General features: G+C 33.9%; 18 protein-coding genes and 3 tRNA genes. 11 read left to right on the top strand and 10 right to left on the bottom strand.

Annotated features, from left to right (window positions below; translation table 11 throughout):
• Nucleotides 1-179 precede the first annotated feature (179 nt).
• On the top strand, nucleotides 180-542 hold the full coding sequence (locus BLV84_RS07745) for a CoA-binding protein (protein WP_093244055.1): 363 nt from the start codon (nucleotides 180-182) through the stop codon (nucleotides 540-542).
• On the opposite strand, the gene BLV84_RS07740 is transcribed toward BLV84_RS07745, so the two are convergent.
• On the bottom strand, nucleotides 498-1,967 hold the full coding sequence (locus tag BLV84_RS07740) for a sodium:solute symporter (protein ID WP_093244052.1): 1,470 nt from the start codon (nucleotides 1,965-1,967) through the stop codon (nucleotides 498-500). The two genes, BLV84_RS07745 and BLV84_RS07740, sit on opposite strands and share 45 nt — an antisense overlap.
• A gap of 91 nt (nucleotides 1,968-2,058) precedes the next feature.
• Here BLV84_RS07740 and recR point away from each other — a divergent pair, with 91 nt between their 5' ends.
• The 3 genes from recR to BLV84_RS07725 all read left to right on the top strand — a co-directional run bounded on the left by recR (nucleotide 2,059) and on the right by BLV84_RS07725 (nucleotide 5,198).
• Nucleotides 2,059-2,676 carry a recombination mediator RecR gene (gene recR, locus BLV84_RS07735; RefSeq protein WP_093244049.1) on the top strand — a complete coding sequence of 206 codons (618 nt, stop codon included), beginning with the start codon at nucleotides 2,059-2,061 and terminating at the stop codon, nucleotides 2,674-2,676.
• Between the two features lie 3 nt (nucleotides 2,677-2,679).
• Nucleotides 2,680-3,804 carry a glycosyltransferase family 2 protein gene (locus tag BLV84_RS07730; protein ID WP_093244047.1) on the top strand — a complete coding sequence of 375 codons (1,125 nt, stop codon included), beginning with the start codon at nucleotides 2,680-2,682 and terminating at the stop codon, nucleotides 3,802-3,804.
• A 77-nt stretch (nucleotides 3,805-3,881) separates the two neighbouring features.
• Nucleotides 3,882-5,198 carry a dihydrolipoamide acetyltransferase family protein gene (locus BLV84_RS07725; RefSeq protein ID WP_093244045.1) on the top strand — a complete coding sequence of 439 codons (1,317 nt, stop codon included), beginning with the start codon at nucleotides 3,882-3,884 and terminating at the stop codon, nucleotides 5,196-5,198.
• A 79-nt stretch (nucleotides 5,199-5,277) separates the two neighbouring features.
• Here the strand turns inward: BLV84_RS07725 and BLV84_RS07720 are convergent, their stop codons facing one another.
• Nucleotides 5,278-6,168 (bottom strand): FKBP-type peptidyl-prolyl cis-trans isomerase, encoded by an 891-nt coding sequence (locus tag BLV84_RS07720; RefSeq protein WP_093244043.1) that lies wholly within the window; start codon nucleotides 6,166-6,168, stop codon nucleotides 5,278-5,280.
• A 77-nt stretch (nucleotides 6,169-6,245) separates the two neighbouring features.
• On the opposite strand from BLV84_RS07720, the gene BLV84_RS07715 reads away from it, so the two are divergent.
• Both BLV84_RS07715 and BLV84_RS07710 read left to right on the top strand, forming a co-directional pair.
• Nucleotides 6,246-6,647, top strand: a complete 402-nt coding sequence (locus tag BLV84_RS07715; RefSeq protein WP_093244042.1) for an RNA-binding S4 domain-containing protein — start codon at nucleotides 6,246-6,248, stop codon at nucleotides 6,645-6,647.
• Complete coding sequence (locus BLV84_RS07710; RefSeq protein ID WP_093244040.1) at nucleotides 6,637-7,143, top strand: phosphoribosyltransferase family protein; 507 nt, start codon at nucleotides 6,637-6,639, stop codon at nucleotides 7,141-7,143. The genes BLV84_RS07715 and BLV84_RS07710 overlap by 11 nt, the downstream gene beginning before the upstream one ends.
• Here the strand turns inward: BLV84_RS07710 and BLV84_RS07705 are convergent.
• Nucleotides 7,121-7,651, bottom strand: a complete 531-nt coding sequence (locus tag BLV84_RS07705; RefSeq protein ID WP_093244039.1) for a shikimate kinase — start codon at nucleotides 7,649-7,651, stop codon at nucleotides 7,121-7,123. The two genes, BLV84_RS07710 and BLV84_RS07705, sit on opposite strands and share 23 nt — an antisense overlap.
• Before the next feature lie 107 nt (nucleotides 7,652-7,758).
• Here BLV84_RS07705 and BLV84_RS07700 point away from each other — a divergent pair.
• The 4 genes from BLV84_RS07700 (at nucleotide 7,759) to BLV84_RS07685 (ending at nucleotide 8,818) form a co-directional block, all read left to right on the top strand.
• Nucleotides 7,759-7,831, top strand: a tRNA-Lys gene (locus BLV84_RS07700).
• 19 nt (nucleotides 7,832-7,850) lie between these two features.
• Nucleotides 7,851-7,923: transfer RNA gene (locus BLV84_RS07695), tRNA-Lys, on the top strand.
• Between the two features lie 25 nt (nucleotides 7,924-7,948).
• Nucleotides 7,949-8,032 (top strand) — tRNA-Leu (locus BLV84_RS07690).
• An 18-nt stretch (nucleotides 8,033-8,050) separates the two neighbouring features.
• A complete protein-coding gene (locus BLV84_RS07685) occupies nucleotides 8,051-8,818 on the top strand; it encodes a class I SAM-dependent methyltransferase (RefSeq protein WP_093244037.1) in 768 nt (255 codons plus the stop codon).
• Here the strand turns inward: BLV84_RS07685 and BLV84_RS07680 are convergent.
• Nucleotides 8,808-9,170, bottom strand: coding sequence for a Na(+)-translocating NADH-quinone reductase subunit F (locus BLV84_RS07680; protein ID WP_093244035.1), 363 nt, complete (start codon nucleotides 9,168-9,170; stop codon nucleotides 8,808-8,810). The genes BLV84_RS07685 and BLV84_RS07680 overlap by 11 nt on opposite strands.
• Before the next feature lie 236 nt (nucleotides 9,171-9,406).
• On the opposite strand from BLV84_RS07680, the gene BLV84_RS07675 reads away from it, so the two are divergent.
• Nucleotides 9,407-10,006 carry a WG repeat-containing protein gene (locus BLV84_RS07675; protein ID WP_093244034.1) on the top strand — a complete coding sequence of 200 codons (600 nt, stop codon included), beginning with the start codon at nucleotides 9,407-9,409 and terminating at the stop codon, nucleotides 10,004-10,006.
• Nucleotides 10,007-10,381: 375 nt separating this feature from the next.
• Here the strand turns inward: BLV84_RS07675 and nqrF are convergent, their stop codons facing one another.
• From nqrF to BLV84_RS07645, 6 genes are read right to left on the bottom strand one after another with little or no spacing between them, the layout of a single operon-like run.
• Nucleotides 10,382-11,671 (bottom strand): NADH:ubiquinone reductase (Na(+)-transporting) subunit F, encoded by a 1,290-nt coding sequence (gene nqrF / locus BLV84_RS07670; RefSeq protein ID WP_093244032.1) that lies wholly within the window; start codon nucleotides 11,669-11,671, stop codon nucleotides 10,382-10,384.
• A gap of 11 nt (nucleotides 11,672-11,682) precedes the next feature.
• Nucleotides 11,683-12,297 (bottom strand): NADH:ubiquinone reductase (Na(+)-transporting) subunit E, encoded by a 615-nt coding sequence (gene nqrE / locus BLV84_RS07665; RefSeq protein WP_093244030.1) that lies wholly within the window; start codon nucleotides 12,295-12,297, stop codon nucleotides 11,683-11,685.
• A gap of 14 nt (nucleotides 12,298-12,311) precedes the next feature.
• Nucleotides 12,312-13,061, bottom strand: coding sequence for an NADH:ubiquinone reductase (Na(+)-transporting) subunit D (locus BLV84_RS07660; protein WP_093244028.1), 750 nt, complete (start codon nucleotides 13,059-13,061; stop codon nucleotides 12,312-12,314).
• Between the two features lie 2 nt (nucleotides 13,062-13,063).
• Nucleotides 13,064-13,822 (bottom strand): NADH:ubiquinone reductase (Na(+)-transporting) subunit C, encoded by a 759-nt coding sequence (gene nqrC, locus BLV84_RS07655; protein ID WP_093244026.1) that lies wholly within the window; start codon nucleotides 13,820-13,822, stop codon nucleotides 13,064-13,066.
• A 3-nt stretch (nucleotides 13,823-13,825) separates the two neighbouring features.
• On the bottom strand, nucleotides 13,826-14,989 hold the full coding sequence (locus BLV84_RS07650; protein ID WP_093244024.1) for an NADH:ubiquinone reductase (Na(+)-transporting) subunit B: 1,164 nt from the start codon (nucleotides 14,987-14,989) through the stop codon (nucleotides 13,826-13,828).
• 10 nt (nucleotides 14,990-14,999) lie between these two features.
• Complete coding sequence (locus BLV84_RS07645; RefSeq protein WP_093244021.1) at nucleotides 15,000-16,343, bottom strand: Na(+)-translocating NADH-quinone reductase subunit A; 1,344 nt, start codon at nucleotides 16,341-16,343, stop codon at nucleotides 15,000-15,002.
• Nucleotides 16,344-16,435: the final 92 nt, after the last annotated feature.

Below are 16,435 nucleotides of genomic sequence, written 5' to 3'. Positions count from 1 at the left end.
AAATTTAACCTAACCTAATCTAACCATGAAACACTGCAACAGGCAATCAAAGTTTTTATAGTTAACGAATAAACGTTCCCTATCTTATTAAACGCTCAAAATGCTAATTTGTTACATGCATTAACAGAGTTTAACATCCATTTCAACTTCACTTTAAGTAAAAATAATACTTCTATCTTATGTCTAAAAAAACACTTGTTATTGGCGCATCAGATAAGCCAAATCGATACTCAAATCTTGCTTTAAAATTTCTTAAAAAATATAATTTTGAAGCAGTTGGCATTGGTAAAAAAGAATTTCAAATTGATGGATTTCAAGTTTATGACAAACAAATTGCATTAAAAAACATTGATACTGTCACTGTTTATTTGAATCCTAAAAACCAGGAAGAGTTTATAGATTATATCCTTAAGCTAAATCCAAAGCGTGTGATATTTAATCCAGGTGCTGAGAATAATGATTTTCAGCATTTATTAGAAAACAACAATATCAAATGTTTAAATGCTTGCACTTTGGTCCTGCTTCAAACTGGACAATATTAAGCCAACAAAACTTAAAGCTCCATTCACAATTAACACAAAAAAACCAAGTTCAAAATCGTGAATCGACTCTAAATACAGACTGAAGAAAAATGTGAGCACAACGGCACCTATCGAAATAAAAGGAATCCATATATCTGCGGCTTTTAGTTTTGTGAAAAGCCCAAAAGCATATAAACCAAGCAAAGGTCCATAAGTATAACCTGCGAATTCAAAAAGTGTGTAAATCAAACTCGTATCTGTGATGGCATATTTATAAACCATCATGATCACAATAAGCAGTAAAGTCACAAAAACATGAATTCTTTTACGTACAATAACTTGTTTCTTTTGATCGTATTTCTTCTGTATTTGAACCAAGTCAATACTAATTGAAGTTGTTAATGAAGTCAAAGCAGAATCTGCACTTGAATAAGCTGCAGCAATTAAGCCAATACAAAACAAAATAGCCAAGCCAAGACCTAAATCTCCAGAAGTTGCAATCGCTGGAAAAAGAGCATCTCCAATTTCAGTAAAATTATTTTGATTTGCATAATCCATTAATAAAAGACCAAGAAAAAGAAACAAAAAATTTGTAATCACTAACACAATTGTAAACCAAAACATGTTTTTCTGTGCATCTTTCAAGCTTCGACAAGTCAGGTTTTTCTGCATCATATCTTGATCTAATCCCGTCATAACGATCGCAATGAAAGCACCTGAAATAAACTGTTTAAAGAAATAGTTGCTACTTTTTAAATCTTCAAAAAAGAAAATGTGGAATTCTTCATGAGAATTGAGATATACTGAAACATTAAAAAAAGAAACATCTAAGTTCTGCATCAACAAACCAACGGCAAAAAGCATAGCAGTTAACATAAAAAGTGTCTGTAAAGTATCTGTCCACACAATTGTTTTAATACCACTTCTAAAAGTATAAAGCCAAATTAAAAAGATAGTCATCGTTACCGTCACATAGTAAGGAACATTGAGCTCATCAAAAACAATTAACTGTAAAACGTTGGCCACTAAAAACAATCTAAAACTCGACCCAACTAACCTTGATAAAACGAAGAAACTTGCGCCAGTTTTGTAAGCATAATCTCCATATCTCGTTTCTAGATAAGTGTAAATGGATGTTAAGTTTAATCGATAATATAAAGGAAGTAAAACGGTACCAATCACTGCGTAACCCAAAGTATAACCCAAAACAACCTGGAAATAACCAAAGCCTGTATCTGCAATTGTCCCAGGAATTGAAATAAAAGTTACGCCGCTTAAAGAAGCACCTATCATCCCAAAAGCAACCAAATACCAAGGTGATTGACGACTTGCTACAAAAAAATCAGCATTTTCAGAAGTTTTATTTCCTCGACTTGTCAAAAAAGAAATCGCGATAAGAACACCAAAGTAAAGTGCGATTAATAAAAGAATCAGACTTGGCTGCATATTTTTAATTTAGTCGCCAAAAGTACAAAAAGTAAGGTTTATCTAAGATTAAAAATTTACCTTTACAGCAAAGCCTAAAAAATAATTTCAAATGGAATTTTCTTCCAAATTGCTTCAAGAAGCTGTTGAACAGGTTTCATTTTTACCAGGTATAGGAAAAAGGACTGCATTACGACTCGTTTTACACTTACTCAATCAAGATCAAGAAGTCACCACAGATTTAGCGAAGTCATTATTAGATTTAAAATTGAAAATCAAGCGTTGTAAAAATTGCCACAATATTTCTGATAGTGAGATTTGCGATATTTGTGCAAATCCTAAAAGAGATCAAAGCATCGTTTGTGTGGTTGAAGACATTCGAGACATTATGGCCATTGAAAACACCGAGCAATATAGAGGTGTTTATCATGTTTTGAACGGAAAAATCAATCCCATTGAAGGCATCGGACCCAACGATTTAACCATTGAAAGCTTAACTCAGAAGGCCAAAGAAGGTCAGATTAATGAGATTATTTTCGCATTGAGCAGCACCATGGAAGGCGACACCACAAATTTTTATATTTATAAACAAATAGAAAATTTTGATATAAAAATGTCAACTATTGCACGTGGCATTTCTGTTGGTGATGAGCTAGAATTTGCCGATGAAGTCACTTTAGGTAGAAGTATTGTGCACCGTATTCCTTTTGAAAAATCCTTAAAAGCTTAAATTGTGGAACTCAGCGTCGTGATCCTGAACTATAAAGTCCCTCATTATCTCATGCTCTGCCTTGAAAGTGTGAGTAAGGCTATCAAAAATATGAAAGCTGAAATTATCGTTATCGATAATAACTCAGAAGATGAAAGTCTAGCTCTAACACATCATCATTTTCCTGAAGTTAAAACTATCGCAAATAAAGAAAACGCAGGATTTTCTAAAGCAAATAATCTAGCTGTCAAACAAGCAAAAGGAGAATATCTCTGCATTTTAAATCCTGACACAGTTGTTGCTGAAGACTGTTTTGAAAAACTTTTAAAGCTTTACAAAAGCAAGAAAAATTTAGGTGCAATTGGCACTCAGTTAATCGATGGAAAGGGATATTTTTTACCAGAATCGAAACGCAATATTCCCAATCCAAAAGTTGCTTTTCAAAAACTTATAGGTCAAGATAAAGATTATTACAACAACAATCTTCAAACTCATGAAAATGGGAAGACTGATGTTCTTGTTGGTGCATTCATGTTTCTGAAACGTCAAGATTATTTGACTGTAAAAGGTTTTGATGAAGATTTCTTCATGTACGGTGAAGATATTGATTTAAGTTACAAACTTCTTAAAAACAAGCGCGATAACTATTATGCTGGAAATATAAAAACAATTCATTTCAAGGGAGAAAGTACAGTTAAGAATAAACAATATTATGATCGATTTTTTGGAGCCATGCTTATTTTTTATAAGAAGCATTACAACAATAAACTCCTTGAATACAGTTTAAAATTTGCTTTAGGTTTCCTAAAATCAACAGCTTCACAGAAGAAGAAAAACCAAACCACTGAAACTTATCATGAAGCAATTATAATCACTGATCAACAAAACAATTTCAAAGGCTTAGAAAAGAAATTCAACAAAGTTTATTTTTATACAAAAAGAGAAATTTCAACAATAAATTTATCTACCTTAAGAAAAAAGTACATCATATTTGATATGAGTACAATGCGTTATATGGAAGTTATAGAAAAAATTGTAAATTGGCGAGACATTCCTGCAAAGATCAGAATTAGACCCGAAGGCATTAATTTTTGTGTTGGGAGTGATTCAAAAGACGAGCAGGGAGAAATGCTAAGCTTAGATTTATGATAAAATTAAAACCATAAACGGCTTTTATTTAGTAAATTCGCAAAAAAATCATTTAAAACAAGTATTACAATAATTATATGGCAAATATCGAACTAAAACTTCCTAAGATGGGAGAAAGTGTTGCTGAGGCAACCATAACCAATTGGCTAAAAGAAGTTGGTGATACGATTGAGGCTGATGAAGCAGTTTTAGAAATTGCAACTGACAAAGTTGACTCCGAAGTTCCAAGTGAAGTTGATGGCGTTTTAAAAGAAAAACTTTTTGAGGTTGATGATGTGGTTCAAGTTGGACAAACGATCGCAATCATTGAAATTGAAGGTGAGTCAGAAAACACTTCAAAAAGTGACGCAACTGAAGAAAAAGAAACAACTCAGCAAGCTGCAGAGAGTATTGAAAATGACATCGCAGCTGCAAAAGAGACAACATCAACTAATTTCGCTGATGCATCTCGTTTTTACTCTCCTTTGGTTAAAAATATTGCTAAAGAAGAAGGTATTTCTCTTGATGAATTAGAAGAAGTAGAAGGATCAGGTCTAGAAGGCCGCGTCACTAAAGATGATATGCTGACTTACGTCAAAAACCGCGGACAGCAGGCTCAACAAAAAACAACTCAGGAAACAAAAGCAGCTCGAAAACCTGCTGCACAAGAACTTCCGAAAGCAAAAACACCTGTCAATATTAATGCAGAAGATGAGATTGTTGAAATGACACGTATGGGCAAAATGATTGCGAGCCACATGACAAATAGTAAGCAAACGTCAGCTCACGTTCAATCTTTTATTGAAGTTGATGTTACTAATATTTGGAATTGGAGAAACAAACACAAAAAAGCATTTCAAGATAGAGAAGGTGAAAAGTTAACCTTTACGCCTATTTTCATGGAAGCTGTTGTTAAAGCAATCAAAGATTTCCCAGGTGTTAATATTCAAGTTGATGGAACGCAAATCATCAAAAAGAAAAATATCAATTTAGGAATGGCAGCTGCACTTCCTAATGGAGATTTAATTGTTCCTGTCATTCATAATGCAGATCAATTGAACTTATTAGGCATGGCTAAGAAGGTAAATGATCTAGCTAATCGTGCTAGAATTGGTAAATTAAAACCTGATGAAACTCAAGGCGGAACTTACACAGTGACTAATGTGGGTACTTTTGGCAGCGTTTTCGGAACACCAATTATCAATCAGCCACAAGTTGGTATTTTAGCACTTGGAGCAATCAGAAAAGTTCCTGCAGTGATTGAAACTCCTGAAGGTGACTTTATCGGTATTCGTTATAAAATGTTCTTATCACATAGTTATGACCATCGTGTTGTCAACGGCGCTTTAGGCGGACAGTTTGTTCAACGCGTTGCACAATACTTAGAAGGTTTTGATCCTGAACAAACAGTTTAATTTAGACAAAATATAATTTACAAAAAAATCCGATTGCTTAATTGCAATCGGATTTTTTTGTGAGTTTATAAAACCTATTTTATTCTAAAGGATAAGATTCATCTAGATAATCAGGAGTTCCATTTCCATTTGAATCTGGAAACTCAATCGTACCATCTTCATTGATAATAATTTCCTCACGTGTTGGTACACGATCACCATCATCATCAGGATCTAAATAATTAGGGACACGATTTCCGTTTGTGTCATCATCATTTAAATTATGGTTTTCATTGACATCTTCCATCCAAGTTGGCACACCATCACCATCGTGGTCAGTTTCTTTTGATTTATACAATTGAAAAGTGAAAATAATTGGAGAATACGCTGAAACTTTTGAACCAACTGGTGGGTTAGCAAAATAACCTAGTCCAGAAGGAATAAACATCGCTCCAATACCAAAATCATCATTAAAAGTAACTGTTCCATCAGGATTTTCAACGAAACCTGTTCCGCCTCTAAATTCAGGCATAATTTCAAAAAATCCAGGAATAATCTGCGTCAAATCAAACCAAACCGGATTTGGAGAAACATCAAAAATTTTATTGGATAAAGTGAAACCTTCATAAGTTATTAAAGTTGAATCCGCAAAGGTTGGATGTCTTTCTGAAGCTGCTCCTTCTCTAAATTTAAGGTAGAAAATTTCATAATCGATATCGTTTCTAGTGACAGTTTTTGTTTTTAAAAACTCAGAGTCAATAATTGCCTCCTCTCCATTTGAAATCGAATCAAAAACGATACGATCAAAGTTTGGATTGCTAGGATTTGACTCCATTTTGTAATAATGAGTTGACAAAAAGTCTTGAATAGAAGCCTCGTTTTCTTCTTTCACTTCTTCCGCATCTCTCAACTTGATTCCACCTCCATCATCATCACTGCTACATGCAGAAAAAATGAGAAGCATCATCATTAATAAACTAAGATTTTTCATTAAACTAATTTTTACGCCGCAAGATACAATTTTCTGTTATTTTTGTCTATCAAGAACTACTGAATCTAATTATTATTATGAGAGTTGACAAATATTTATGGTGCGTCAGATATTTTAAAACAAGAAACATTGCTACGAAAGCTTGTAGAAAGGGACATGTTCGTATAAAAGATGAAATTGTCAAACCATCACGAGAAGTTTATCCGACGGATGAACTTGAAGTGAGAAAGAATCAAATCAATTATAAAATTGAAGTCTTAGATTTGCCTAAATCAAGAGTTGGAGCCAAATTGGTTAATATTTACTGTCTTGATAAAACACCTAAAGAAGCCTTTGAAAAATTAGAATTATTAAAAGATTCACAGAAATATTACAGAGAAAAAGGAACAGGAAGACCAACAAAAAAAGACAGACGTGAATTAGACGAATGGCTTGATCCGATTAAAAAACAAGAAAAAGATACTGAAAATGACAGATAGAGTAAAGATATTAAATCATCAGGAAATCATGCAAAAACTTAAGCGCATGAGCTATCAAATTCTTGAAAGCAACATCAATGAAAAACATATTATTGTCGCTGGTATTTGTGAAAATGGATATCATATAGCAAAAATCATTTCTGACTTCCTAAAAGAAATAAGCGATTTAGATGTCAGATTATGTCAAATCGAAATTGATAAAAAGTCACCCATTAATTCTGTTTCTATTGACATAGATGAAGATGAATACCGAGATCAATCTGTTATTATTGTAGATGATGTTCTCAAATCAGGAAGTACGCTTATTTATTCCGTCAATCATTTTTTAAAGACAAATTTAAAACAGCTTAAAACAGTTGTTCTTATTGATAGAGCTCACAAGAAATTCCCAATTCAGGCTGATTTTAAAGGACTGTCTCTATCAACGACAATGCTGAGTCATGTTGAAGTGAGCCAAAATGAACAAGAAGAATTTAGTGCACATTTAGTAAGTTAAGTAATTCATCAACAGATTCACTTGGTGATTTATCATCAACATTTAATTGATATCGTGCACGATCATATATATGGTGCCGCTCAAAAAGGTGCTTTCTGATAAAATCTTCTAATTCAGCTTCTGTTTTAAGATGAGAAATAAGAGGACGTTGCTCTTTTTCATTTAATAATCTTTTGACGAGGTGGTTTAATGTTGAAGTGAGGTAAACAGTCTTGAAAGATTCAGTATCAAAAATGAAATCCGCATTATTATAATAAAGAGGTGTTCCGCCTCCTAAGCTTAAAACAATATCAGTATCCATATTCATAATTTGATGTAATTGACGCTTTTCCTCTTTTCTAAACGCTAACTCTCCCTTTGATTTAAAAATATCTTGAACTGAAAGCCCAAAAGATTCTTCTATTTGAGCATCTAAATCAAAAAAATGATGCCGATTGACTTTTGATAACAACTCTCCAAGTGTTGATTTTCCAACGCCCATATAGCCGAGTAAGATGATTTTAGACATAAAATAAAAAAAATTAAAATTTGTTTCAAATTTAATTGAAATTGACTTGATAAAATAAATTAAGATAGTATATTTGCACCCGCATAAAAAATGTTCTTTTTTTTTAAGATCTGGTAGCTCAGTTGGTAGAGCATCTCCCTTTTAAGGAGAGGGTCCTGGGTTCGAGCCCCAGCCAGATCACTTTTTAATTATTACCAACGATCTGGTAGCTCAGTTGGTAGAGCATCTCCCTTTTAAGGAGAGGGTCCTGGGTTCGAGCCCCAGCCAGATCACTGCTTTTTACTTATAAAAGTTAACGCCCAGGTGCTGGAATTGGTAGACAGGCATGGTTGAGGGCCATGTGTCCATTAGGGCGTGCGGGTTCGACTCCCGCTCTGGGCACTTTAGGTTTCCTTTCTGATGAAAAAAATTTTCAAATTCTTCCTAAATTTAGTTCCCAGACCTTTACTCATTAAAATTAGTTATTTATTTAGGCCTTTTTTAGTTTTCTATTATTCAGGTCAAAAATATCAGGATCCTATTGATGGCAAAAGCTTTAGAACAATGCTTCCTTACGGTTATGATAAGGTTAGAGAAAATGTTTTATCTCCTTCCACTTTATCATTAGAACGACACCGCCTATTATGGCTTTATTTGATTAATGAAACCGATTTATTTACAAAAGAATCTCAGCTGCTGCATGTTGCTCCAGAACAAGCTTTTTACAAGCGTTTTAGAAAAGCAAAAAACATCACTTATACAACAACTGATCTCGAATCTCCTTTAGCTGATGTTAAGGCCGATATTTGTGATTTACCATTTGATGAAAACAGCTATGATTTCATTCTTTGTAATCATGTTTTAGAACATATTCCTGATGATACTAAAGCGATGCAAGAACTTTATCGTGTTTTAAAACCTGGCGGAATAGCGATACTTCAAATTCCTATTGATAGCTCAAGAGAAGTTACTTTTGAAGATGACACTATCATAGATAAAGATGAACGAACAAGAATATTTGGTCAATATGACCATGTGAGAGTTTACGGAATAGATTACTACAAGAAATTAGAAAAGCTAGGTTTTACTGTTAAGCAAATTGCTTATGCTGAGAATATGACAGATGAAGAAATCGAACGCTACCGCATCAATAAAAATGAAGTGATTCCTGTTTGCATCAAGGTTTAATTTCAATTAAACCTGTATAATTAACAATGTAATTTTGATCAGAATCTATAGGCAAGTCATAGTCAAGCGAATTTGCAAGACCTACACCTGCATAATAAGTTCTTGCTTTATGCTTTTCTCCATGATCACGAACTTTTTCAGCTAAAGCTTTATCGTAAAATACGGGATTGTCAGGATATTGGATGGCACGCACCAAAACAAATATCAGCTTAGAATCTTTTATTGCGACGAATTGAGGATTCTTTCCAATTTTACTATTGACACCTAAAAACTCATACCCCATGGACTCCAAATCCTTGCCAGCAATGTTCATCGCCAAATTATGTAATTGTTGATCATTAAGAAGTGCCATATGAAGATAATATAAAAACCGAATTTAAACTAGAATTAGGATAAGTTAAACTAAACACTTAACCCATACGAACATCAAATTTAATACTTTTTATGGGATTGAAAAACTCTCTCAATTGTAAGGCGCTATAATATCAAAAAAGACAATAAAAAGATTATAAAATACTGATTATTATCATGTTAAAACAATTATATAAAAGCTATATTTAGGAAATCATTAGATAAAACAAGCTTATTATGAAACAATTAATATTAATACTCTTAACCTGTTTCCCTTTAATCACAAATGCGCAGGTCCTCTCAAAGATTGATAAAGTAACCCCTTTTCAAGAAGGTCTTGGAGCTGTAGAAAAAAATAATTCGTGGGGGTTTATTAACAGCGAAGGAACACTTATTATTGATTACAGAAAAGATGTAGTTGCTTTTTCAGGAGAACATCCCGTTTTTAACAACGGCCTCTGTTTAATTCAAGAAGTAAGAGATGGTATCACTTTTTATGGCTACATTAACAAGATGGGAGAAAAAGTAATTCCGACAGAATATATTGCTGCTACGCCATTTAAAAATGGATATGCAAGAGTCATTAAATATTACAAATCAAAAACAAACGCTACAAATGCATTAGGTAAAACAATCGTAAATTATAGCTATAATGAATTGGTTATTGACACAAAAAATAAAAAAGTACAACATCTCCGCGGTCCAAACACCTTACTTTTCAAAAATCTAAAGTCAAAGCAAAACCAACCCAACATAGCATCTCAATTTATTAGCGATAGACTTATCGCAGTAAAAGAGAAAAACGGTACCTACACGATTTATAAATTGGATGAATGAAAAATTAAATCTATAGCAAAACGGATTGCATAAACTTCAACACGTCTTGAAATTAAAAAGATGATTGAAATCTTTTGTTTAGAATTAGACACATACTTGCTAATATCTGTAGGAAGTCACATAGTTAGCGCAAAAACAGCTAAAGCTACCTGATCTAAAAAGGCAATTTTAAGAAGTGATATTCTTATGAAACTTTAATAATGATTAAAAAATAATAAAGAAAGACAAAACTTTATAATTAAACATATCTATGACTATCAATAGTCCTTTATAATTTCTCAATTTAAACTACTCTTAACAGAGTTCAATTCTCTATATAAAATAAAAAACCCGAGAAGAATCTCGGGTTTAAGATATATAATATAATTTTGATGTTTATCCACCGAAATCATCGAATCTGATGTTTTCATCTGGTATACCAAAATCTTCACCCATTTTCTGAACAGCTTGGTTCATCAATGGAGGTCCACAGAAATATAATTCGATTTCTTCAGGCTCTTCGTGATGATTCAAATAATTATCAATTACACACTGGTGAATAAATCCGACGAATCCATCTCCTTCATCATCAATACTTTTCTTTTCTTTCCAGTTATCTTCTTCCATTGGTTCAGAGAGAGCTAAATGAAATTTGAAATTTGGAAAATCTCTTTCTAAAGCTCTAAAATGCTCTAAGTAGAATAATTCTCTTTTAGAACGACCACCATACCAATATGAAACTTTACGACCCGTTTTTAATGTTCTAAATAAATGATATAAATGAGAACGCATTGGCGCCATTCCTGCTCCACCTCCGACATAAAGCATTTCTGCTTCACTTTCATTGATAAAGAATTCACCATAAGGTCCTGAAATAATGCACTTATCACCTTCTTTTAAATTAAAAATGTATGACGAAGCAACACCTGGATTAACACTCATCCAATCTCCTTTACTTCTATCAAAAGGAGGCGTTGCAATACGCACGTTAAGCATTACACGACGACCTTCAGCTGGGTAAGAAGCCATTGAGTAAGCACGCTCAACAGTTTCGGTATTTTTCATTGTCAAAGGCCAAAGCTTAAAATTATCCCACTCTTGTTTAAACTTTTGAGGATCATCAGGATGTTCCTCTGGGTGAGCTGTGATATCCATGTCTTTGAAATCAACAGTACATTTTGGAACTTCAATCTGGATATAACCCCCAGCTTTGTAATCCATATCTTCAGGAATTTCAACAACAAATTCCTTAATAAATGAAGCTACATTATAATTGGAAACAACAGTCGCCTCCCATTTTTTAATACCAAATACCTCTTCAGGAATCTGGATTTTCATATCTTCTTTAACCTTTACTTGGCAACCAAGTCTCCAGCCTTCAGCGATTTCTTTTCTAGTAAAGTGAGGCTCTTCAGTTGGTAGAATTGCACCACCACCGTCTTCAACAATACATTTACACTGAACACATGTTCCACCACCACCACAAGCAGAAGGTAAAAACAATTTATTGTCTCCTAAAGTCGAAAGTAAAGTAGACCCTGAGCCCGTTTCTATATCTTTCTCATCGTTGATGTTAATTGTAACAGGACCTGAAGGAGAAAGTTTTGCTTTAGCTGTCAATAATAATATAACTAACAAAAGTATTAGAATTAAAAAGACAACGACACTTGAAATTATAACAATCATATTATATTTTTTTAAAGTTCAATTCCCATGAAACTCATGAAGCCAATAGCCATGAGACCTGTGATTATAAAAGTAATACCTAAACCTTTTAAGGGTGCTGGGACATTAGAGTAGGCAATTTTTTCACGAATAGCAGCAATTGCAAGGATAGCCAAGAACCACCCGATTCCACTTCCTGCTCCGTAAGTCACAGCTTCTGAAATTCCGTTAAAATCTTTTTGTTGCATAAATAAAGACCCTCCTAAAATCGCACAGTTTACAGCAATTAAAGGCAAGAAAATACCTAAAGAGCCATATAATGCTGGAGCAAATTTCTCAACAATCATCTCAACTAATTGTACCATTGATGCAATCACAGCAATAAACATGATGTAACTTAAGAAGCTTAAATCAACATCTGCAAACTCTGATCCTAACCAACTTAAAGCACCCGATTGAAGAATATAATTATCAATAAGATAATTCACAGGTACAGTAATCAAAAGAACAAAGATCACCGCTGCACCTAAACCAACAGCTGTTTTTACTGTTTTTGATACAGCCAAATAAGAACACATTCCTAAGAAATAGGCAAAAACCATGTTCTCAACAAATATACTTTTTACAAATAAGTTTACTAAATCCATTTTCTTATGATTTATTAATTTTCTTCAATTAATTTACGGTTACGAGAACGCTGAACCCAGATGATAACCCCCACTACAATTAAGGCCATGGGTGATAACAAGAAGAATCCGTTATCTTCATAACCTAATGCATAAAGTCCAGTTGAATCAGCAAGTGTTAAGCCTTTATGACCTAAAACTTCATATCCTAACAATTTACCTGAGCCTAATAACTCTCTAAAGAAAGCAATAATGATCAAAATCAAACCGTACCCTGCTGCGTTACCAATTCCATCTAAAAGTGATTTATAAGGACCATTACCCAAAGCAAATGCTTCAAGACGTCCCATAATAATACAGTTAGTAATAATTAAACCAATAAAAATGGAAAGTTGTTTACTGACATCATAGGCGTAAGCCTTTAATATTTGATCAACTAAAATAACCATCGCCGCAACGACAACTAATTGAACAATAATTCTAATACGACCCGGAATTGAGTTTCTCAATAATGAGATAATAACGTTACTAAAAGCCATTACAAAAACAACAGCTAAAGACATAACTATTGCAGGTTTTAACTGAACTGTAATCGCTAATGCAGAACAAATTCCTAAAACTTGAACTGTAATTGGGTTATCATCGTTTAAAGGATCTGACAATATCTTACGATTGGCACTTGATAAAAAGTGCTCTTTTTCTTCAGAACCAGAAAGAAACATCATCAGTTCTTTCTTTTTCTCTGTCTCCTTCATTGCGTTATCTTGATTTTTCTTTGTATCCATAATTAACGAATTGCGACTTTATCAGATTTTTTTAATTCTTTAAAATAAGGTTCATAGTTTTTCAAGATATTTTGAATCATATCTGACACACCATCACCGGTAATTGTTGCACCTGAAATGGCATCAACAGCATTATCTGATTTATCTGTACCACCGCTGTAACCTTTTACAACAGCAACACCTATCAAACTACCATCAGCGTCATAAATAACCTCATCAGTAAATCTTTCCATAAACCAATCTGTTGTGATTTCTGCTCCTAATCCAGCTGTTTCACCAGCGTGATCAAAAACAACACCTTTGATTGTATTGATATCATCTTTTAAAGCAATGTAACCCCAAATTGGTCCCCAAAGACCGCTTCCTCTTAAAGGAACAATGTAAAACTTATCTTCACCATAATTTGCAACATATAATGGGTAAGTTCTTTCATCATTAGGTTTTGAAAGTTCTTTTGCTAGATTAACTTTAAAGGCATCAACATCTTTTTTGACATTACCTTTATTATCTAGAGAAATTTCTTCTGAAACAAATTCTCCATAGACTTCAGAAGCAACATCACGTGTTAACTCTTTCTCTTCACCTTCAACATTAATTTTTTCACCAACAAAAGTTGAAAGTATATTTTGCATTTTCTCTTGTCGCACGTTTTCATCTTGCAGTGGCTTCAATTGTGTTGCAGTAAAAGAAAGCGCTACACCCACAACAATTACCATTGCAATTGCAAAAATAAACGTATATGCATTACCATTTTTATCCATTTCTTAAGCTGTTTTTTCTGTTTTAAGCTTTAGCCTCTTTTTTCTTTTCTTAATATTTCCTTGAATCACATAGTAATCAATTGTTGGAGCAAAAACGTTCATCAACAAGATTGCTAACATGATTCCTTCAGGGTAAGCCGGGTTGAAAACACGAATCATCACACCTAACAAACCAATAAGGAAACCATAGATCAATTTACCACGCGTTGTTTGCGCAGCACTCACAGGATCTGTTGCCATAAAGACAATCCCAAATGCTAAACCTCCTACGATCAAATGATTATACCAAGGGAAATTTGTTAAACCATTTCCTTCAATATTCAATGCATTAAAGATGAGTCCCATCACAGCGGCTCCTATAAAACCACTGACAATAATTCTCCAGCTTCCTACTTTAGTCATGATAAGAATCAGCGCACCAACTAAAATTAATAATGTGGATGTTTCTGAAATTGATCCCGGAATCAATCCGCTGAACATATCCATTGAAGAATAAGCAACATCTTTACCTTCCGCTAAAGCACCTAAAATAGTTTCACCAGAAATACCGTCAACATCTGACGCTTCACTAACCCATATTTTATTGCCAGACATATAAGTCGGATATGCAAAGAAAGCAAAAGCTCTTGCCGTCAATGCTGGGTTCAAAATATTCATTCCTGTTCCTCCGAAAGCTTCTTTACCAATAACAACTGAAAATATAACAGCTAAAGCGACCATCCATAAAGGAATGTCAACTGGCATAATCATCGGTATTAAAAGTCCAGTTACTAAGTAACCCTCATTAACTTCATGACCGCGCAAGATTGCAAACAAAAACTCGATTGCTAAACCAACACCGTATGAAACGATGATCATAGGAACAATTTTATATGAACCATGCAAGAAAGCTTCTAAAAAACCAACTTCTTCACCAAGTTGAACAAAATGCTGATGTCCTGCATTCCAAATCCCGAAGATTAAAGCAGGAATCAATGCCAACACAACTGTGATCATTGTTCTTTTTAAATCAACCGCATCACGAACGTGAGCTCCTTTCTGTGTTGTGTGATTAGGCACAAACAAAAAGGTATCAAGCGCATTAACAGCTGGTGCGTATTTTTCAAACTTTTCACCTGGCTGAAATGGCTCCTTAACTTTGTCTAATTTTTTTCTAATCCAACTCATAACAATTTTTTTATCCTACTTCAGTAATCATTATATCTAAACCGTTTCTTATAATTTGCTGTGCCTCAACTTTAGAAGTATTTACATAGTCAACTAATGCAAAATCTTCAGGAATCACTTCATAAATTCCTAAGTTTTCCATCTTTTCAACATCACCAGCCATACACGCTTTCAATAATTCCATAGGAAAAATATCTAAAGGCATCACTTCCTCCATTTCACCAGTCACAACTAAAGAACGCTCTTCGCCATTAAGGTTAGTATTGACATCGTATTTACGATTCGGAAACAACCATGACAAAGAAGTCTTTGACATTGAATGCACATGATTATCCTTAAAAGGAATCCACCCGAACATTCTGTAAGAATCACCTTCAGGAATGATGGTCAATTCATTGTCATAAAAACTCATGTGTCCGTCAGAATCGATTTTCTCTCCTGTTAAAACATCACCAGAAATAAATCGAGAGTTATCATCAAAAGCCTTCACAAAAGATCCGACTTGAGCACCGATAATTGTTTTGTAGTATTTTCTATCTTGTGCAGATTGTCCAGTAACAGCTACGGTTCGTTCAGCATTGAAGCGACCTGTTTTAAAAAGCTCTCCGATAATAGCAACATCTTCAGCTCCAACCGCCCAGACTTTTTCACCTGAATTCATTGGCTCTGTTTCATGAACTAAAGTTCCGACATTACCTGCTGGATGTGGTCCAGAAACAGAAAGAATTTCAGCATTCTTCACATCTTTCAATGCAGAAGTAGAATGAGAATCAACACCTAAATAAACATGACCTTCAGTCAATTTATTAAGCACATTAATTCCTTCTTGAAAAAATTCGATTTTATCTTTTAAAACAAACTCTAAGTCAGCAACTAAAGGCGCTGTATTGTAAGCAGAGACATATATCGCTTTCGGCGTATCTTCAGCATCTGCCAACACATCATAAGGTCTTTGCTTTATGAAAGCCCCCAAACCGGTTGCGAACAATTTCGCTTTGACATCTTCAGAAGATGCACTTTCAGTTGAAAGAGAACCAAAATCTTTATATTCGATTTCTTTATCTGCCTCGATAATGACTTCAAGAATTCTTCTTTTAGCCCCTCGAACAATTTCTTTCAACAAACCACTTACTGGAGAGACAAATCTCGTTTGGTCAGCATATTTTGAGAAAAACAGTTCATCACCAGCTTTCACACGAGCTCCTTCTTTAAGTAGCATCTTCGGTACAACCGAGTAAAAGTTTGGTGGCTTAACGGAATAGGTGTTTGACAACGGGACAACTTCGAGAATTTTCTCCGCCTCACCCTTGAAAGGAAGTTTTAATCCTTTCTTAACTTTAACGCTTTTAGACATTTTCAACGTAGAGTTTTAAATTGGATGGCAAATATAATAATCATAGTTTCAATTACTCATTAAACCATTCTTATAGTTACACTATTTATATC

The organism is Psychroflexus halocasei (assembly GCF_900107595.1).
Taxonomy (GTDB): Bacteria; Bacteroidota; Bacteroidia; order Flavobacteriales; family Flavobacteriaceae; genus Psychroflexus; species Psychroflexus halocasei.
Note: the sequence above shows the minus strand (reverse complement) of the source record. Positions and strands in the feature narration are given on the sequence as shown.